Below are 19,549 nucleotides of genomic sequence, written 5' to 3' on the forward strand. Positions count from 1 at the left end.
CTTTACCAAGCATTATGAGTAGGAGCCCATGGCGAACATCATTAGCAACGACAACTTCATGTTGATTCACACGCTATGGCTCTTGGATGGACTTGTCAATCAATGGTTTTACCTGTTCGCTCCACAGCAATCCATGTGCTTTGAGCCCTTGGGGGCTGAAGTGAATTCCTTTTCCATCTAAGTCACGATGATCACCTGTCAGTGTGTCCGTATCCGGCCCTTCCAGAGCCACGCCATCCGCCCACAATTTGGCTTGTGCCGTACGTGTTGTTGTAAATGAAGGCGCATCGGGATTGTGATAGGAGACCTGGGCGACTAGCCAAGGTATGTTCCAACCCGCTTCTTCGCGGGACGTGTCGATCACACGCTTGAGTTTGTCATAGTACTCGTCGCTTGGCATTTCCACATCGGTTTCTCCCTGGTGCCAAAGTACAGCCCGAAATCCATGCGGGCCGAGTTGATCGATACGCGTCATCATCCAGCGAAATAGTCCTTCATCCATTGGCTGCCAGGCGTTGACGCTCGTCCCCCCATATCCTGTGGCTGCGATGCCGATTGGAACCTTATACGCCTCATAAAGGGCATCACCGAACGCTGGGTAATAGCTCCCTCCCTGTGAGCGGTCAGCGACTCCAGGCTGAGGATCATCAGCGATTTGCCAGTGCTCTCCACTGAACGAGGCCACCATGCCAGTGGTTTGTTTCGTCTTAAACTGTCCGGAATTGGTCGAGTTGGACTGTCCCGCCCCCACGAAAACCTCGCCGACGCCGAACTGATCAACAGAGAGTTCCTCGACGGTTTGATTGTCCGCGGTCATTCTGAGGTCCATTGAAAACCAACCCCCGGCGGGGAACTCCAGTGATTTCTGGAATGCCCCGTCCTCCCGATTGAACTCGATCGACTGCCACTCACTCGGCACTTCTCCCTGCAAAGGCTGTCCACGAAAGCGGACCTGGACCTGATCGACATTCCTCGTGGTCGTCCCCCGAATGAGGATTCGACCGGCATTTCGGACATGTCGTTGAAATACCTGATTCTCCAAAGGGGATGCAATCGTCGTCTCATCCGTCTCGCGTGTCAGGACAAACTGATAAGGTCGCGGTTTGGCGACAAATCGCTGCATTTGTTCAATTTCCTTGTTGGCATGTTTTGCTTGGTTGGTCAGCGAGGCCAGCAACGGAGTCTCTGGCAGCGACCTCTTCGCGTGCAGGTTGGCTAAATCGACTTCGTACCTTGCCTCAGTGAGAGACTTCAGAACAGTCGCCTGCGCATCCCAAGGACCGCCTGGCTGCCAAGAATCCGGAGTTGTGGAAGCGATATCGAGGCCCTTCGCTAATTCGCTAGCTCGCCAGATCCCAATTTCCCGTCCGGACACCGTGAGCTTGTACTTGCCGAGATTGAGATTCCGGACCGTCAGTCGATATTGGTTGATTTGATTCATGGGCACGAAGCGATACATCAAATTCGCGAAAGCGCCGTTGTTATACGGCAGGCCTTGGTCCAAGCGCGTGAATGTTAATCTGTCGTCAGCCGCACTGAGATCAGAGATTTGACATCCGTTTCCTTCTAGAACCTCACCAGCCGCAGCATCGATGACACACGTAGAGACATCAGCAGGCGCTTCCAATCCCTTCAAAATCGCGTAGGCCATCGCCATTTGTCCCAAGTCATTGAGGTGAATGCCGTCGGCAGCGTGCAGCGATTTTTGCTTCTCAATCGGAAGAGATTCATTGGCTGTATAGACCGACCGCTGGATGTCTCGCATAGTCCGCTGAATATCAATGGTGCCTGCACCCTCTTTTCGGGCAATGGCCAATCCCGCATCGCACATCTGTTGGAGAAAATTATTCTCGGTCTTGTCAGGATGGCCAGCGGTGATTGCTGCCGAACAAATATAGACCCGTACGCCTCGTTTCTTGCAGGCAGTAACGATTTTTTGTATCGAATCGAGATACAATTGCCGGTGTTCGTCATCCGCCTTTGCCCCCCAACCAATATCGTTGACACCATATGCAACGGTTAGCAGAGTCACCCCTTTATCGAATACATCCTGCTCAAGTCGCTTAAAGCCGCCCGCTGCTGTGTCACCACCGTTTCCTAAATTGATGAAATGAACTTTGCGTTCCGGATAACGCAGCAGTGTGAATTTTTCAATATGCTTGCCGTATGTCCTTGCCGCAGTAATGCTATCGCCCAAAAATCCAACAGTATCGCCATCCCGAATGGCGAAATCCTCCGCGTTCAAAGCGTTTGTGAACGAGAGCACTATTAGCACACTTAGAAGCGTGAATAATTTTGACATTACAGAAACTCCCAGCGGGGATTGAGCAGATTTTCGAGAACGATTTCCATTTTAAAATCTGTTGGCACAACGAGATGGATTTAAGTATATTATAACGTCGTAGGATACGGAAATAAGTCTCCATCCCGATCAAGCGGACATCTCCTCATGTTGAGAATCCTGGGATCGAAAAAGCGACTATGCCGCGGTCTCAACCGGCGTGATGTGTTGAACATCGGCTCCTGCGGCCTAGGAGCGTTGACGCTCTCGCAACTCCTGGGAGAACCCACTGCGCAAGCCAAAGCGGCAGCACACACAGCAACCTTCGGGCAGGCAAAGCGAGTCATCCTGTTGTATCTGGCCGGAGCGGCTTCACAGCTGGAAACATTCGATCCCAAACCAGACGCCGCTGCTGAAGTCCGCGGGGAGCACAAAGCGATTCAGGCAGCGATCCCCGGCGTCCGCATCAGCGAGCATCTCCCCCAAATTGCTCGCATCATGGACCGCATGACGTTGATTCGATCGATGTCGCATGACAACAATAATCACTCAAATGTCTTTACGCTGACAGGGCATCCTGCCGTGGATTTCCAGAGTGAGACGCACCCGTTGGATACGCGGCATCATCCCTTCTTTGGAAGTGTTCTGGATTATTTGGCAGAACGCCGGTCGCCGGACGCACTCTCACCTGGGATCCCGCGAAATCTTGCTTTGCCATTTCGGTTCAGCAAATTCAATCCCCTGTTTCAACGTTCAGGGCCTTATGGTGGTTTTCTTGGTCGGGGATATGACCCTGTTTATACTGAATTCGATGGAGAGGCTAAACGTGAGGTTGAACGTGTCGGGATCTTCGGTGTCAGTAATTCGAAAGAGAAGGACCCGTTCGTCAGCGTAAAACCAGGATTAAAGTTTGCCGTTTCCGGTGCGGCACAACAACACCCCGGACTGACTCTTGACCGGCTCAACAGGCGGAAGTCGCTGTTAGGTCAACTGGAGTCGCAACAGCGCACTTTTGAGGATTCGCAAGCCATCGCCAGTCTGAGCCGTCATCAACAAATGGCTTGGTCACTATTGCGGTCACAGGAGATTCGCGAAGCACTCGATATTTCGCGCGAACCGATGTCTCGTCGCGAACGCTACGGCATGAACCTGTTCGGCCAAGCTGTTCTTGCAGGACGACGGTTGTTAGAAGCCGGTGGACGCGTTGTTTCAATTTTCTGGGACGAATATAAAGTCGTCAACACGGCATGGGACACACACTTCAATCTCTATAAGCGTCTAAATGACGAATTGCTGCCCGGCCTGGATAGCGCTCTGAGTGCATTGATTATCGACTTAGAGGAACGGGGGCTGCTTGATGAAACCTTGGTTTTAGTCCTGACGGAACATGGCCGCACTCCAAAAATTATCGAACGTGCTAAGACACCGGGTCGCGATCATTGGTCGAACGCTTATTGTAATCTGCTTTCCGGCGCCGGATTGAATCCGGGGCAAGTTCTGGGAAGCAGTGACTCACAGGCAGCCTATGTTCAAAGCAATCCAATCAGCCCAATGGATGTCTTGGCCACGATGTACCACCTTGTCGGCATCGATGAGCACACCACGATTCCTGGCCGTGCCGACCGCCCCATGCCGCTCGTCGCCAACGGCCGCGTGCTCCACGAAATCCTGAACGGCTGACAAGTTTTATAACTCCCTTTTTGCAGCGCAAGCGTCGACTAATCGAAATGGCGCATGTGGGTCGTTAGCGAACTGTAGTTGCAACTGTAGCTACGGGCGTGTTCACGCTACGTCGGAAGGAGAGTTTAGGCTTCAAGGGTGCCGGTGTATTCTAGAGCCTGCTCGTACCCTGGAATTAAACTACCGAGTCGTTGACAGCAGTCGAGCTAATCAGGCACGATCATAATAATTTCAGACAATCGATGAACGATTGAGTGTTGTGGATGTTCGTGCTTCACAAGCCGAGTACTGCGTCCATTGCACAAGCCTGCATAATGCCTCAACAATCAACCAAGCCGCGTTCAGAAAAGGATGCCGTCGGGTTCGCCTGCTTGACGCTCAACGCCTCGCCCACCAACTGGACTTCCCCAATCCTTGGTACGGCCGCTCCACGTGGGACTGTTCTACGTACCCCGAAATCAGCTCATCGAAGTGCTTGGCCCCATAGGCAATGAATCGCCCAAGTCGAACTTTATAGAGACTGTGCAAGCCAAACAGACTGCATTCACCAACCAGGCAGTGACCACCGGTATCGATATCGGTTTGCTCGAGATTGCGGAGGATCGAGGCCAGTTGCGGCAGCGTGGCGGCATGCTCGGGCACCTAGACGGGGTTGACCAATCCACTTAGTCCAACTCACGGGAAGTTTTCGTCACCGCCGTATACATAGCGAGTAACTCCGAATTGCCAAGCATGGTCCCAACGCGTTCGTCCGCTGCCAAAGAGAGAAGGTGATTCCGATGGGGCCTTGTGCAAAAACCATGTTGGCCGCTGTTACCAAGCAACAAGAGCCACAAAGGCAGGACAAAGCATCAAGAGCCAGCCTCCAATTGCAACAAAGTCGCCGGGCGTCTTCTCAGTGATGACTGGCCGCCCAAGGCCTAATGAAATGCCAGTGAGGTTGCCAAGCCCATCTGCGTACCAAATGCACACGAGTGGTAATAGCAAGAAGCGGACCAAATTCAGCGTGATCTCAGGGGTGCCCCAAACGAACGCGGTCACCAAGTACAGGGCGGCGACAAAACTAGAAAGAAAACGGGAGTGGAGTAGATCGCGGCCGAACTGCCATCGGTTGGCGTCTTTGATGATATCGATGTGGTTCGCTGCCAGTCGATTGACGGCCAGGGTGCCCACACGATATTGCGTAATCTGATCAAATTGACTGTATGAAAGCCAGGCTCCCAAACAGCGACTGCAGCGGTTGATCACGATTCCCGAGTGGTAAGCGTATTCAACGGCAGGCATCTCAGTCAGACATTTTGGGCAGGGCAGGGGCATTGTGCTGGATATTGTTTTTTGTCCAGCTACCGCTGGCGAGGTCGCCCTGTAGAGGGCAGTGCGAAGTTCGTCAGGGTCGAACCACATTCCGTCGCATTTGGTGCAATTGTCGATGGTTACTCCATGAAACAACGAGCGTTCCAACGCAGTTCCGCAGGATGGGCAATGCATGATATCTTCGAGCGGACAACAGAATATTGGCTGACAAAGTGTCGTAAAGAGAGGATCAACCATCCGTTTGTCCCTCTTCTCAGACATGTCATATCCCTTTGATTATCCGTTTCAATAGTTGGGGATGCAAGAACAATTCGCGAGACCTTTTTATCCTGGGGGCGATCTGAAGCAGAAAAACATTTTTGTAAATCGGAATGAAGGTTCCCCACCAGGGCTTGCCAGCCTTGGCAAATGTCACTGCCAGGCCAATGAGTTCAAAGCCACAAAGTGCGATGAATATCATTTCGCCGCTTGTGATACCGATTTGGTTAGAGAGTTGAGCAAGCACGAGCAAATCATGGAACTGGTTCATGGCGTAGCCTTATGTGTTTTGAGAAGTTTCTCTTCGTCACTCGCTGATACGCAGGCAGGCAGCTATCAAATGCTAAGAGTTTAGCCATAGGTGAGCGCCATGGTGATTCGTGGGTACTTGTGGAAAACAGCCGCGCGTACGACGGCGAGGGTTCCTACGGGTGCGGAGCTATTTCGCAGAAATAACATCACCGGACGCCTTGAGTTTAGCACACAGCAACCTGCGGATCCCGAGGGTTTGCTTCTTACTGGGTTCGAATTAGAAACGCTTTCGGCGTGAGGATCTCAATCGTACCGTTCGGTTTTTCAACGATGTAGGCGAACTCGCGATTGAACAGACTGTTGTCCCCGGAAAGGAGTTTCCCGTCTGGACTGAATTTGAGAGATTGGCCATCGGACATGACCTTCGATATCCACAACGGCTGCATTGTCACCGCATCCCACAGACGAACCGTGCCGTCCGCTCCACATGAGAGGAATTGTAAATGTTCCGGGTGCCACGAAAGCTTTCCCAGGTCGCCGTGATGTCCTTTCAGCACAGCCACTTGCTTCCCAGCAGCCGTCCAAAGGCGAATGTGACTGTCACGTCCCCCTGAGGCGATCCATTGGCTATCGGGACTCCAAGCGATGGAATTGGCACGATCTTCGTGCCCTTTTAGTAATTCCTGGGGATGTCCGTCTGGCGACCATAAACGGATCGTTCCATCATCGCTGCCAGTGGCGAGTTGCGTTCCATCCGGTTTCCAAGCGACGGATGCGGTCAATGGACCGATGGCGAGCCGGTCTAGTGATGTACCGTCGACCGACCAGATGTAGAGAATGCCTTCATAAGTAACCGCTGCAAGTTGGTCACCGTCCGGATTCCAGGCCATGCCGTAAAGTATTATCGTCTCATGGGGCAACATAGGGCCCGCAGTGCCGTCTAGATTCCACAGCTGAATGACTTGCTGACGGGCTTTATAATCGGTTGCTTCACGCATCTTCACAGCAATTTGTCGGCCGTTCGGGCTCCACAAAGCACGGGAGATTGGATAACCGGTGTTGATAATGGAGCCGGCAGTCCCATCGCGGTTATATATTCGAATCCCAGGTTGCCCCCATTCGACCAGGGCAAATTGTTCTCCATTCGGACTCCAGTCAATTGACCCAGGATCTTTCACTAAACCCCTGAGGCTTTGTGACGATGTTGCGCCGGCATCCCAGATCTCAACCGCTGATGATTCACCATTTCCAAAGGCGACGGAAAATCGATCACCGCTCGGACTCCACAACGCAGTGCCGACCGCAGGATGTCCCTTCAATACTGTCCCAGGACTGCCATCCAGCTCCCAAATTCTTAGTCCAGCAATCCCACCACCCCCGATGATCGATTGACCGTCGGGGCTCCATGCTGCGCTTTCTACGTGAGAATTGTGCCCATCGAGCACGGGCCCGGGTGTCCCATCGGCATTCCACAGATGTACCGTCCCATCCCAGCTAGAGGAAAGCAGTTTTTTTCCATCGGGACTCCAACTCGCTGAGGTCACAATACCGCCATGCCCTCGAAGCACAGGTCCAGCTGTGCCATCAATGCCCCATAGCCGCACCGAATGATCACCGTGGTGAGTCGTAACCAATTGCTGTCCATCGGGACTCCAGGCAACTGAGCGCATAAATTGCAACTTAGAATTGATAACGTTTTTCTTCTTGCCTTGTGCATCCCAGATTCGAATTGTCCCGTCTTTACTGGCTGATGCCAGCATGTCTCCCTGCCGGCTCCACGAAACATCGCGTATTCCAGCGGTGTGACCAGTGAGAATTGGTCCTGGCCGACCGTCGATGGTCCAAAACCGAACTTGAGTATCTTCGCCGCCAGAGGCAAGGAGTTTTCCATTTGGATGCCAAGCCACGGCGTTCACGCGATCCTGATGTCCCACGAGTGTGGTACGGGAAAGGCCCGTTTCATATTCCCATAATCGCAAAGTGTTATCCGCACTCGCCGAAGCAAGATGTGAGCCATCGGGACTCCAGGCAACTTTGATCACCGAGTTCGAATGACCGGAGAATATACGTAATAGTTCGAACTCTGGTATCGAATAGACACGGACATCGTCTCCCTCGCCAAATGCCACGCACTGTCCATCGGGACTAATGTCCAGCGACCAGAAGTGGTTGGTGAAGACGCAGGGCCGCTTCGTAATGATCTGCCACCGGCCAAGTCCGCTGATGTTTCGAGGATGCGGAATCAACCCGGATAGGATTGCCTCCGCTTCCAGAGGGGGAATCCTCGATGACGCCCTGGCCGTTGTATCGTGTTCATCATTGAGTTCGGAACCTAGGTCAGAAACGTTGTCAGTCCCAACTGGACGCTCGTCGCGGTTCTGAATGACCAGCACGACCGCAGATGCCGCCACAATGCCGCCAAGAAAGGCAGCGGCGAACGACAACGCCAACGTGCGATTGCGCTGGGCCCATTTTGATACCCGCGTTAAAACTGAAGGACAGCGGGCGAAGATCGGCTCGCCGTTCAGATATCTCCGCAGATCGTCCGCCAGTTCCTGAGCTGTTGCGTAACGGCCGGCCGGCTCCTTGGCAATCGCCTTGTGAATAATCGTTACCAGGTCGGCGGGAATCCGGTGATTCACTTGCCGCAATGACGCCGGTTCGTCCTGCAGCCGCTTTTGTAACAATTCATAGCGATCCGTCGCCGGGAAGATCGGTGTCAGTGAAAGCATCTCGTATAACGTCACGCCCAGTGAATAGACGTCGCTGCGGTGATCGACGGCATCGTTGTCCCCGCTGGCCTGTTCGGGGCTCATATACCGCAGTGTCCCCATAACATCGCCGGTCATCGTCAGCCCATCTTCACCGTCGATGCGGGCGAGACCGAAGTCGGTAATCCAGAGCTTCCCCTTCGCGTCCAGCATCAGATTTGAAGGCTTGATATCCCGGTGCAGGATGCCGTTTTGGTGGGCGAACTCCAAAGCCTCGGCTGCTTGAATACCCAGACCAGCGACCGTGCGGAAGTATTCCGGTTTGTTTGCGGCATCTTTTGTAGAGAGTGCCGCGTACGTGCGGGTTTCGGCCACGGCTTTTGAAGCTGGGCGTGCGGATTGATCGCTCGCATGATCATCCTCCACGAAAGGGACATCCGCTCGGGTCTTGTCTACCGGCTCAAAGCGTCCCATCGCCACGTTCGAAGCGAGACTGAAATCGGCATCTTCAGTGGCCGGTAAAGCTAACTCGTCCTGCTGCGAGATTTGCCGTAATTGCTTGATCAAGTCAGAGACATCCTGCCCCTCAATGTATTGCATCGCGTAGTAATGGACCGCCCGGTCTTGTCCGACGTGAAACACTGGAACAATATTGCCGTGGTGCAACCCGGCGGCCGCCTGGGCTTCGGTCTTGAAACGTTCGAGCTGCCGCTGATCCAATACGGCGGTAAACGGCAACACCTTCAGTGCCACGTGCCGATTTAAGGAGATTTGATGAGCCTCGTACACCACGCCCATGCCACCGCGGCCGATTTCGCGGAAGAGCTCAAAATCCCCCAATCGGCGCTTCGCTGGAATATCGGAATTGTCGACTGATGATTCGGGATTTTGATCCGCTAGCAATTGGGCGGCCGTCTGCTCCATCAAATCGCCAGCGCTGAAATGGTAGCAAACCAAACGCTCCACCTTCAGTTTCAATTCGACATTTTCGCCGCACGCCTCTTCTAAGTATTTCGCCCGCTCTTCTGGCGAATCAATATCGACGGCTTCCGCGAAGATTTCATCGATGGCTTTGTGCTGAGTAGTCATGAGCGGGTTTTCTACGAGATGGGCCGGATAGTAATGCGTAAAAAATGCTCAGAGTCGATCACCAAATTTCAATTTTATTGAGGAATTTCATAATTCGTCAGCGGGGCTGATCTTGCCCAGCAACCAGGCTCGTGCGTAAGCCCAATGAGGATAAGCCGTTGCGTCGGATATACCCTGGGCAGCTGCTACCTCCTTCATGGAGAGCCCGCCGAAAAATCGCAGCTTTACGACTGCAGCTTTGTCCGGATCGATTGCTTCGAACTAAGTCAATGCCTCGTCGAGCGTCAGTATGTCGAGACTTTGTGCCCCCCCTTCGACAGTGAGCTGTTCTAGTTGCACCCGCTGGTAAGCAGCACCCCGTTTTGCCGATTTCTTTCGGCGGGTCATATCGATCAAAATCCGACGCATTGCCTCAGCAGCGGCGGAAAAAAGTGTCCGCGCCCCGACCAGTTCCGTGGATTCTTAACGTCGACCATCCGCAGATAAGCGTCGTGCACTAATGCGGTGGGCTGCAATGTATGGTCGAACGCTTCATGGGACATTTTGGCGGCCGCCAATCGGCGTAATTCGTCGTAGACTAACGGCAATAACTTGTCAGCCGCGCCGGTGTCTCCACTTTCAATGTCGGAAAGAATCTGCGTAACGTCGCCCATTAGGCTCCCAAGTTTTTTTTCATGCGAATTGAATACCGGGAGCTATTTTAATGGCGTGACATTGACATTTCTCTCCTCATTGAGCCCAAGAACCGAGCATTAGTAACAAGCCCTAGTGATCACTATGGACTAAAAACAACTCCCGGATGGGAGGGAAGAAGTTATCTGATGGCGCAATCATCGAGTTGACGATTGCTCGTGTACATTCCACGCACGTCGACGATGCTCCACGCACGATTGGCCGGAGGGCACACTTTTGCACTGCGTATACAATTGCAACCCTTACTGCATCTGGGTAAAATTTCTTAGGAGAAAACTACAGCGACAACTACTGCGTTCGGATGACTTTTCAGAACGTCTCCAGTATCGCGTGATGCAAAGCAGCAGCTTGCGGTGTCAATCAGAATCTCGTTTCGGATCGTCTGCGGAGAGAACGCGACTTCAATCTGGATATCACCCGAGTGGAGACTCGCTGAGTTGACTTTAATCAAGTGGTTTTACTTTGTCGCAATCTTCCTTTGCGTTGTTGCGGGCGGTATCGCACCGTTCGCACAACCAATGACGGCACGAAAATCCGCCGGACTCCCGAAGGGGGAAGCGTTTACATCCGGAGTTTTCCTGGCTCTTGCGTTGACGATGATGCTGCCGTCGGCGTATTCGGTGTTTCACCAGGCACTGCCCGGAATCGAGTACCCCGTCGCGTCCGTGATCGCGGTTGCCACTTTCTTAATCTTGCTGGCTACAGAGCACCTTCTGAGCCATCTTGCTGATGACTCGCTTCCCAGTCCGGACGAAGTTCGCACTCCTGCGATCATTCCCATCATGCTGACTGCAATGATTGCATTGCCTTCATTCTTTCTCGGTGCGGCTTTGGGAATCAGTGATCGATTTGCGGCTTTTCTGATCTTCATTGCAGTAATTTTGCACAAAGGCACAGCGGCTTTTGCTTTGGCGTTGACGACGGTCCGTAGTACGTTGACGCGAAAACAGGGGATCCTTCTGCTGACGTGTTTCGCACTGACCACGCCTATGGGAATCGTGGCAGGTGAGTTAGCCGGGAAGTACATGAGCGGTAACGCGCTTCTGATTAAAGCCGTCGTTCTGTCGCTTGGTGCGGGGGCATTTCTCTATATGGGGACCCTGCACGAATTGAAGCGAGCACCTCTGATCGAGCACTGCTGCAAACTCAGTTGTTTTCTGTGGATGCTCGCCGGGCTGCTGATCACCGCGGCGGTAAGGTGGATTGTCGGCGAAGCCCACAGTCTGTAAACAGTTTTGAATGATTCACGAGGGCACTCGACTGTCCGACGCGACCTCGCCTTTGGGCCCGCAAAGTCAGCGCAATCGGTGGTGACGGGCATCACCGACGTCGGCATTGTTGAGCCCAACGTCTTCCCGTTCATATTCGACATGACGTCTCTTACAACGGAGACCAAGACGAATTCCTGCGATGGCTGGCCAGTTGCAACCGGCATCGCGTTAATTACGACCGTGCGGGAAGGCGGTCATCCAGATGACCGTTGCAGAGTCAGCGAACGGAATCATGTCAGGACCGGTGGTCACTCAATCTTATCTGTAATCGGAAGCTGCTTAAACAGGACGCACCAGTTCCACAAAGGATAGGCCTGCCAGGCGCGGGTGCCGTACTCTGAGTCGGCGAACCGATAGATTGCCTTCTCCGGATCGGAATCCCTCAGGTTTCCGTAAGAGAAAGACCGCAATGTGGTGAGCGTTTGCCCTACGGTAAAGGGTGTGTTGTTGCGGAGTTCGCGATCCTCGAAGCGGAGCAGGGTGACTCCCTCTTTTTGGTGAACAAAGCGAATCGGTGCGCGGGCATGGGCATCGCCGGACAGCATGTTTGAAACATAGAATGCCCCTGCGGCGATCAGTGGTTTCAATTGAGGACCGATGTTTCCATCAATCAGCAATTCGGTGGTTGCTTGTTCAGCAACTACCGGACCTTTTCGGATGTCGGATATTTTCCCGATTTGACCGGCATAAGGCAGTCCGTAGCTCAGCGTGCAGCGTGTCTCGGCTTTCACGGGGGCCGTTAGCTGAATCCGAATGCGCGTGGGAGATTCGACTTTGACATCTTCAATCCCTAAAACCGCACGGGCGGAGTCCCGGATTTGGAATCCATAGAGTGAATGGTATCCACCGGCCAGCGGATACTCTTGGCGAGGAAGAAATGTTTGATCTAAGACCAGGGGAGGGCGGGGCACCTGAAACTCGACCCGGATATTGGTCCGGTCCGAGTCAATCCACGCTTTTCTCGGGCGCAGAGGCTGCCAGGGCTCGCCTTCAATAAGAACGCGATGAATGACCTTGGCGACCTGCTCGCCGTACCAACGTTCGCCGTCCGCCGACATATGAATGGGATCACCGTACCTGTCTGCGTAGCGACTGTTGACGGCGCTGGGAATCATGTAGTGCGGTCCCACCATGGTGATATGAGCGTCGCGATCTGCGGCCAACAATTGAGCTTCGCCCGCCGGTCCCTGTGTTTGGTACGTGAACATGGGGATGTCACGAACCTGCTCTGTGATCAACTGCAGATCGTGCGACCATTGTTTTCGATAGTCAATCAGACGATCGCGGTACCATTCCTGACCATGGGGGCGATTTAGTTCCTGGTCCCAGCGACTGGGGTTGATGCCTCCGGTGGGCCCCCCATTGGCTTCTCCTTGCATCCAGATCAATGCAGCTATCGAAAATGTTTTCCCCAATGCTTCCGCCTGAATCTTAGCGCGGCGTGCATCGTCGAGACTGGTTTTGTAGTAACCGCCGCCATGCTGTCGATTTTTCGGAGTCCGAGCATCGTTTGACTGATCAACGCTGGAGAGTTCATCGATCATCCGTCCACCCTGTCCGGCATAGGTCACAAGAAAGTGAGGCCCCTGCGTGGGCTTCTCTGTGCCTCGTGGGGCCGTTGCATTCAGGAGAGACTTCAAATGATCGGCCATTCCATTGGCAATCGTTTCGCCTAGTCCGCCAGACTTTGTTGCTGCCAGCGGAACGAAACGAAACTGGTCGCCGGGCCGTTTCTCCGGGTCCAAACAATGCTGACGCACGGCCCAGGTGCGGACCCCGCGCTGGAACATCAAGTTGCCCCAACCGGAGTCAGTCGCCGTCACAAGTGGCAGAGATTCGGCCCCTTCACACAGTGATTGCCCCATCATCCACAAGCCAACGATGTCCTGTTCTAAAGCTGAACGAACAGCGGTCGGTGTTTGTTTCTGTTGTTGGGGCTGCTGCTGCGGCTCGTCGCAGATGCCGACGCTCGACAGAAGGGCCAGAAGTCCTGCGATTCGGAAAAAAAGCCTCATGCTCGTCGCTACCCTTACTGGATGAAACGTATCATTTTTGAGCCAGTTCCCTGGAGAACGATCCTGTGTTATTGGTTCGACTGTAGCTGCTGCATGAGAAATTCCTGCATCGTGGCGCTGCCGGTTTTTCCATCGCTCTTGTAACGCAGTTCGACCTTGCCTCCCAGTCCCTCTAGCTTTCGCTGCAGCATCAATCCAGACACAGCGGAGTGCGTGGGGTCGGATTGTCGTTCACCGGCAACGGGGACTTCGTCTTGAGCGGGAAATTCCATGAACAGCGGCGGGTCGTTTTTGTCGGCATGCTCGATGGGTGAAAAACGCTGGATCTGCGAGAGGATCGAATCGCGAGCTGCCAGGAAGGGTGCGAATGACTCTGGGCGTGACTGACCGGAGAACCCGAATGCTCGACCGCCGTACTCGGAGTTTGGAATCCATTCGACCAGTTGCCGGGGGTCGAGTGAAGTTTGCGGCGCCTTGCCGGCGGCACAAATCAGCCGTGTGGATTCGCGGGCAATGGGATCGTCACTATCCGGCTTGGCCATATCGTCGTGCAGAGCCAGCCACAGCGACGAACATCCACCCGCGCTGACTCCGCAGGCTGCAATTCGCTTTTTATCGATGTTCCAACGATCGGCCTGGGAACGGACGAACTGGAGTGCCCGCGCAGCGTCTTCCAACGGCCATTGCACCGGTGGCTTCACATCCGCCGCATTGGCATCCTGCAGTAGGCGATAGTTCACCGAAGCAACGGAGATCCCCGCATCCAATAACTTGCGTACATCCAGGTGTTGGTGAATGTCCGACTTGTCCTGAGCGGCCCAGCCTCCACCGTGCAGATAGAACACAAGGGGCGTGGGTGTCTTCGAATCGGCCAGCCAGACATCCATGGATTGCCGAAAGTGTTCGCCATACGAAAGGTCGGTGAAGTTGGCCGGAGTGGCATCGGCGGTTGCCGTGGCCAATTGTTTTTGCACCGCGGCCGGCGGCATCCAGCCAGTGCGGCGAACTTCATCCGGGGTGTAGGAACAGGTGATGAAGTAGAGTTCCGTTTGACGAGCCTTGGCCGGAGGAACATTCACGTGAACCTGGGTAAATCCATCGGCGAACCAACTTTCGTATCCATCCGTGGGGCTTTCCTTCAAGATCTGTCCATTGAGCTGCACCTGAAGCTGAGTCGGCTTGCGATAGGGAAGCCGTAGGCGGAAGCTGACGCCGTTTTCGAACGAGACGTCGTCCTCCTCCTTGGCTTCCATCAATCGGGCACTCGGAATTTCCATTGCCAGCTTCAGTTCCGGCCCGGCATCGATGAACTTTCTGATGTTTTTCGCGTTCTCACCAAACAGATCGTGCAGGTTAATCTGCAGTTCGCGAAGTCCGTTAGCTGCAACGGCGCGCTTTGCCGCTGCCGTCGTTGCACAAACCAGGCTTTCACGACCAATCGTCTGAGGATACATGAACCCAAGGGCCAGATTGCTTTGCTTTGACCACAGCTCCACGCGGCTTTTGCGGCGTTCGCTGGCGGTGTTCCCGTAGGCTGCAACAAAGTGCCCGACGAAATGTTTCATGCGATTGACAGGATAGCTGGGCTGTCGTTCGTCGTTCCAGACTTGATTGCCGATGCGAAACAGTCCTTTGGTTCGTTCGACGATGCTTTGTTCCCACGCCACTTCTTGAGTCGCGATCATGGTGTGGTATTTGGCGTATGAATAATGTTGTGTATAGAACTTGGGCATGCCATGCCACAGCTTCTTCCCCAGTGGCGCCAGTTCGTTTCCCCAGAAGGTACGTTGTGCATCTGCTTCAAATCGATCCGAAGGAAATCCGGCTGCTTTGCCCGCTTCGATCATCGCTTCGGTCACCCGCCAATCCCAAGGGCGCAATGCATAATTGGAATAGGCGCTGCCGGTGATCTCGGTCATGATCTGGCCCTGATACATGCGGCGCGTGCCCAGCTCATCCGGACCATATTCCTGAAGTCCGACTCCATGAAGGTCGACATGAACCTCCGGCTGATATTCGTCGACAACAGACAGCACAGCCATGACTTCGGGAGCTTCCTCCGGCCGGCGAAACGTGAGGTTTTTCACATCCCAAGCCTTGCCGTCACGGTCCATTCCCACATAGGGCTCAACACCGTTTTCGTTGCGCCAAAGATCTGTGTAAAACAATGCCAGCGGATTCACGACAGGCATGATGAGCACAATCTGTCGGCGGCGCGTCTCTGCTGCCAACGGGTCGTCGCTTAGCATCCAGTCGACCAGCGATAGTGCTCCGGACGATCCTGACCGTTCGGGTCCGCAATGCAACGTGGTGACCAGACAGATCTGTTTGTCGGTATCGGGCACTGAGGAATCGGTGATCTTCAGCAAATAGACCGGCATGTTCTGACCGCTGATGCCGCGCGACTGCAACGTCACCCAACTTGGGTGAGTTTTCTTCCAATACCGCAAAGTCGCTTCATATTCCGCCCATGTCAGGCGATGCATCGGCTCATGCGACTGCGGTTTCGGTTTCGACTGTGCCTGAACGGTCGCCGATGAAGTAAAACAACTGGCCAGACAAAGGCTTCCCAGCAACAGCCAACGGGCAAATCGAGTTGTTTCTGTGGAGTCGCAGATGATCATGTTCGGGCTGCCTCTATATTTACGAAGTTCGATTTTCAAACGTGCGAATTTGTTCAGCGGTTATGACTGCTATTCAGAAAGGTATACCGCATAGACGCGAGCCGGGCTGCCGACGGGGTAGCGAACACGCAACGCACGTTTCTGATTGGCAAGTACAGCCTGCGACCACGACACGGGAACGCGGAGTCCGCTGTTGGTGATCTTTGCTGAGTATCCTGGTATTGGCTGCGCTCGGTGATCCAGCAGTTCAACCGTCAAGGGTGCATCTGCCGTGACGCCGGAGACGTTCAGAGAAATTTTCTCGTTCTGGGCGACTTCGAAAAAATCGGTGATGAACTCGGCATCGTTGTCACTTTCCTGAGGCGACAGGTACCCGAAACCGTCTCGGCGCAGCGTCGCCAATCCGATTTCCATATTCTTGACTTTGCCATCGGTATCCCAGTGGGAATACCAGATCATCGTATTGTCACCGTCGTTCACGAAAGCATGTCCCTGCAATAGGGCTTTGTCGTCCCAGGCACCCGTTTCGCCGCGAGCGATGACTTTAAAGTTGGGGACCGGTTCACGGAAATGCACGCCGTCGTTGCTGACGACCAGTCCCAGATCGATGCGGACACCTTTATTCCAGTGTTCACCCTTTTCGGGTTTTGTGACGGCGTTCTGCCACATGCCATGTAGACCGACCATGACGTTGCCGCGATTCCACAGTCCCATCCCCATATGCATCTGTTCGCCGTCGACCGGTGGATTCGTTAGCTGCCCTGGACGCGAGTATGCATGAGCGGATGCGGGAGACCAAGTCTTGAAATCCGCTGACCGGAAAGCCAACACATTGCGACCTGTTTTTGAGCCGTCCGGACGCCATGTCCACGGCGAGAGAAGTTGGCCGGTCGAATAGTAGAAATCTCCGAAGCGATACAGCGACGAAACTTCGAATCGTTCGCCGCCCGCATTGGCGGGACGATCTCCCACAACCGTCCAACTCAAACCATCAGCACTGGTCGCGCAGATGGTTGCGCAAATGCGTTTTTCTTTGCGACCAATTTGACTCATGCCCCCCTTAATTTCTTCGTAAGGCATGTGAGCAATGTAGGCAACTTTGTATCGGCGACTGGGATCAGGATCATCCGGTTCGTACAGCACAGAGAGAAAGTCATTCACCAACGTCATCGAATGGACTGGTCCGTCGATACGACAGATGTTGTTCTTTTTGTTGCCGTTGAATTCAACTAATCCCAGTTCAAGCTTTGTCCAATGCACGCCATCTTTGCTCTCGGCGTAACACATCGGTCGCCAATACCCAGGAGCTTGGCCTTTCTCAATCTTGGTTTGAATCATGCCGAGATACCACATGCGAAACGTATCACCGTCTTTCAATACGGTACCATAGAGAATCGCATGGCCATGATCCGGTGCCCCTTCAGGTCCGCGACGAAGAATCGGATTGTCCGGATGCTTGTCTGCCTGAACCAGCGCCACTTTCAGGTTGTGACGCCACGGAATGCTGTGATCATCGAACGCAAACAGCACGCGGTCTGCGGCGTCGCTTTGCGGAGGTCGTGCGGTCAAGACCATAGCCAGAATGACCAGGATGATTCGGAGCTTCATGATATCTTTCTACAGGGGACAAATTGGTAGCAGGCCGAAACGCCCATAATTATCGAATTGCGGATATAGGGTTGGTCAGATTTTGGAGCAACATTTTGGTCATGATCGCACATCAACTTGCTTCATGTGCTTTCTGACATTTCAACCAGTCCCGCGCTTGCAGGTGCAACATGGCGCGCGCCTGATTGGCATCGCGGTCACGGACCGCAGCGGCAAGCTCTTGGTGCTCCCAGATCACTCGCCTCGCAGTGGCTTCGTCGGGGACGACATCGCGACTCGATGCGAAAAAGCGAACCAAAACACGCTGCATCCCGGACACCAATGTCGAACCGGTCATCCCGAGTAGTACGGAATGAAAGGCGATGTCAATCTCCGGAACCTGTTGGCTCTTCCCGTTGCGAATCGCTTCCTCCATCTCCACTGCGAGTTCGCTGAGTCGCTGCACCTGCTCATCCGTCCCATTCCGCACCGCCGGTTCGACGGCACCCATTTCCAACACATAGCGCAACATGGCCAGTTCGGAAAGGTCCTGCTGTGAATCGATCAGCGATGGCAAACCAAGTTCAAGTAATCGCAGTGGATCCGGGCGTCGCACGACCAGCCCTTTACTCTTGCGCCCCTCCAACAACCCAATCGCAGCCAACCTCCCCACCGCCTCGCGTGCCACAGTACGGGAGACGCCGTACTCCTCAGCCAGCTCCGATTCCGTCATGAACAACTCGCCATCGGCGAGCCCCGACGACTGAATGCGCTCGCGGAGACGATCTGCCAGGTCAACAGACTGTGTTTCCTGAATTTTGACGGCTGCGGACATTGATACCATTTAACAACGGTTTATGAGTTTGATTGACTACAGATACGCATGTAAATAGTATTTAGTGGATTGACCGACGTCAATCATATCCACTGGAAAATTCACGATGAACTCAGTCACTGAATCGCCGCAGTCGCCAAACCTCGCTGAACTGGCAAGATTCGACACCCCCACGATTTGCAACGCGATTGAACTGTTTGATGTTCGCTCGCCGACTGCCGGTTACATGGACCGTCGCATTGCTGCTTGTTTTCCGGACCTGCCGGCGATGGTTGGCTATGCGGCGACCGCCACGTTTCGTTCAGCCGAACCGTCTCGACGACGAGAGGGAGATCCCCATCCTGCCGTCCAACTGCTCGAAATCCTGGCGGGTCATTCGACACCAACCATCGTGGTGTTTCAGGATCTCGACGATCCCCCTGCGGGCGCAACATTCGGGGACGGCATGTGCCTGACGTACAAAACGTTCGGAGCTGTGGGTCTCATCACATCTGGGGCAGCTCGTGATCTGGACAACGTGCGCGCACTCGATTTCCCCTGTTTCAGTCATGGCGCGGTGTGCGGTCACGGCCATTGTCATATCGAATCAGTCGACGTGCCTGTTCATGTCGGGGGTGTAACAATCCACCCCGGCGATTTACTACATGGTGATCACAACGGGGTAACAACCATTCCGCTAGAAATCGCTCACCTCGTGCCCTATGCGTGTTCCGAGTACCTCAAGCATGAAGCAGTCGTGCTCGACCCGCTGCGTGGCGGCAACACGGATATCTCGGACCACCAACAGGCTATCGCTGAGATGGGTCAGTCTCTTAGCAAGCTCAAAGCCGACTTAGTGCGCATGCGTTAGAGCAAGGAGCTAGTCGCAATGATCGTATTCGATCACCCGCAATTGTTCTGCAGCCAACTCACGCCATCACGTTCGGCTGACGGATCATT

The 19,549-nt window shown here is 54.0% G+C and carries 12 protein-coding genes and 1 pseudogene; 3 read left to right on the forward strand and 10 right to left on the reverse strand.

Annotated features, from left to right (window positions below):
• Positions 1–73: 73 nt before the first annotated feature.
• Positions 74–2,302, reverse strand: coding sequence for a sialate O-acetylesterase (locus tag CA54_RS19705; protein WP_146372712.1), 2,229 nt, complete (start codon positions 2,300–2,302; stop codon positions 74–76).
• Positions 2,303–2,449: 147 nt separating this feature from the next.
• Between CA54_RS19705 and CA54_RS19710 the strand changes: the two genes are divergently transcribed.
• Positions 2,450–3,961: a DUF1501 domain-containing protein gene (locus CA54_RS19710; protein ID WP_146372713.1), complete on the forward strand. Its 1,512-nt coding sequence runs from the start codon at positions 2,450–2,452 to the stop codon at positions 3,959–3,961.
• A 378-nt stretch (positions 3,962–4,339) separates the two neighbouring features.
• Here the strand turns inward: CA54_RS19710 and CA54_RS19715 are convergent, their stop codons facing one another.
• The 5 genes and pseudogenes from CA54_RS19715 to CA54_RS30225 all read right to left on the reverse strand — a co-directional run bounded on the left by CA54_RS19715 (position 4,340) and on the right by CA54_RS30225 (position 10,238).
• Entirely contained in the window at positions 4,340–4,603 is a 264-nt protein-coding gene (locus CA54_RS19715) for a hypothetical protein (protein WP_146372714.1), read from the reverse strand.
• Positions 4,604–4,774: 171 nt separating this feature from the next.
• Positions 4,775–5,536 carry a TFIIB-type zinc ribbon-containing protein gene (locus tag CA54_RS19720; RefSeq protein WP_146372715.1) on the reverse strand — a complete coding sequence of 254 codons (762 nt, stop codon included), beginning with the start codon at positions 5,534–5,536 and terminating at the stop codon, positions 4,775–4,777.
• Between the two features lies 1 nt (position 5,537).
• A complete protein-coding gene (locus CA54_RS19725; RefSeq protein ID WP_146372716.1) occupies positions 5,538–5,804 on the reverse strand; it encodes a hypothetical protein in 267 nt (88 codons plus the stop codon).
• 244 nt (positions 5,805–6,048) lie between these two features.
• Positions 6,049–9,585 carry a protein kinase domain-containing protein gene (locus tag CA54_RS19730; protein WP_146372717.1) on the reverse strand — a complete coding sequence of 1,179 codons (3,537 nt, stop codon included), beginning with the start codon at positions 9,583–9,585 and terminating at the stop codon, positions 6,049–6,051.
• 87 nt (positions 9,586–9,672) lie between these two features.
• Positions 9,673–10,238 (reverse strand): annotated as a pseudogene (locus CA54_RS30225) (ECF-type sigma factor).
• 477 nt (positions 10,239–10,715) lie between these two features.
• Between CA54_RS30225 and CA54_RS19740 the strand changes: the two are divergent.
• On the forward strand, positions 10,716–11,507 hold the full coding sequence (locus CA54_RS19740) for a ZIP family metal transporter (protein ID WP_146372718.1): 792 nt from the start codon (positions 10,716–10,718) through the stop codon (positions 11,505–11,507).
• A 290-nt stretch (positions 11,508–11,797) separates the two neighbouring features.
• Here CA54_RS19740 and CA54_RS19745 read toward each other — a convergent pair whose 3' ends face one another.
• The 4 genes from CA54_RS19745 to CA54_RS19760 all read right to left on the reverse strand — a co-directional run bounded on the left by CA54_RS19745 (position 11,798) and on the right by CA54_RS19760 (position 18,619).
• On the reverse strand, positions 11,798–13,564 hold the full coding sequence (locus CA54_RS19745) for a phosphate ABC transporter substrate-binding protein (RefSeq protein WP_197532636.1): 1,767 nt from the start codon (positions 13,562–13,564) through the stop codon (positions 11,798–11,800).
• Between the two features lie 68 nt (positions 13,565–13,632).
• A complete protein-coding gene (locus tag CA54_RS19750) occupies positions 13,633–16,188 on the reverse strand; it encodes an alpha/beta hydrolase fold domain-containing protein (protein WP_146372719.1) in 2,556 nt (851 codons plus the stop codon).
• A gap of 69 nt (positions 16,189–16,257) precedes the next feature.
• Positions 16,258–17,796, reverse strand: a complete 1,539-nt coding sequence (locus CA54_RS19755; RefSeq protein WP_146372720.1) for a hypothetical protein — start codon at positions 17,794–17,796, stop codon at positions 16,258–16,260.
• Positions 17,797–17,908: 112 nt separating this feature from the next.
• Positions 17,909–18,619 carry a FadR/GntR family transcriptional regulator gene (locus tag CA54_RS19760; protein WP_315851726.1) on the reverse strand — a complete coding sequence of 237 codons (711 nt, stop codon included), beginning with the start codon at positions 18,617–18,619 and terminating at the stop codon, positions 17,909–17,911.
• Between the two features lie 97 nt (positions 18,620–18,716).
• Between CA54_RS19760 and CA54_RS19765 the strand changes: the two genes are divergently transcribed.
• Complete coding sequence (locus tag CA54_RS19765) at positions 18,717–19,460, forward strand: RraA family protein (RefSeq protein ID WP_146372722.1); 744 nt, start codon at positions 18,717–18,719, stop codon at positions 19,458–19,460.
• Positions 19,461–19,549 lie beyond the last annotated feature (89 nt).

The organism is Symmachiella macrocystis (assembly GCF_007860075.1).
Classification (GTDB): Bacteria; Planctomycetota; Planctomycetia; order Planctomycetales; family Planctomycetaceae; genus Symmachiella; species Symmachiella macrocystis.

Bases quoted from the DNA above. Each gene is read 5' to 3' on its own strand.
- CA54_RS19705 (WP_146372712.1), bottom strand. From the start codon at position 2,302: ATGTCAAAATTATTCACGCTTCTAAGTGTGCTAATAGTGCTCTCGTTC.
- CA54_RS19710 (WP_146372713.1), top strand. From the start codon at position 2,450: ATGTTGAGAATCCTGGGATCGAAAAAGCGACTATGCCGCGGTCTCAAC.
- CA54_RS19720 (WP_146372715.1), bottom strand. From the start codon at position 5,536: ATGTCTGAGAAGAGGGACAAACGGATGGTTGATCCTCTCTTTACGACA.
- CA54_RS19725 (WP_146372716.1), bottom strand. From the start codon at position 5,804: ATGAACCAGTTCCATGATTTGCTCGTGCTTGCTCAACTCTCTAACCAA.
- CA54_RS19730 (WP_146372717.1), bottom strand. From the start codon at position 9,585: ATGACTACTCAGCACAAAGCCATCGATGAAATCTTCGCGGAAGCCGTC.
- CA54_RS19745 (WP_197532636.1), bottom strand. From the start codon at position 13,564: ATGAGGCTTTTTTTCCGAATCGCAGGACTTCTGGCCCTTCTGTCGAGC.
- CA54_RS19750 (WP_146372719.1), bottom strand. From the start codon at position 16,188: ATGATCATCTGCGACTCCACAGAAACAACTCGATTTGCCCGTTGGCTG.
- CA54_RS19755 (WP_146372720.1), bottom strand. From the start codon at position 17,796: ATGAAGCTCCGAATCATCCTGGTCATTCTGGCTATGGTCTTGACCGCA.
- CA54_RS19760 (WP_315851726.1), bottom strand. From the start codon at position 18,619: ATGGTATCAATGTCCGCAGCCGTCAAAATTCAGGAAACACAGTCTGTT.
- CA54_RS19765 (WP_146372722.1), top strand. From the start codon at position 18,717: ATGAACTCAGTCACTGAATCGCCGCAGTCGCCAAACCTCGCTGAACTG.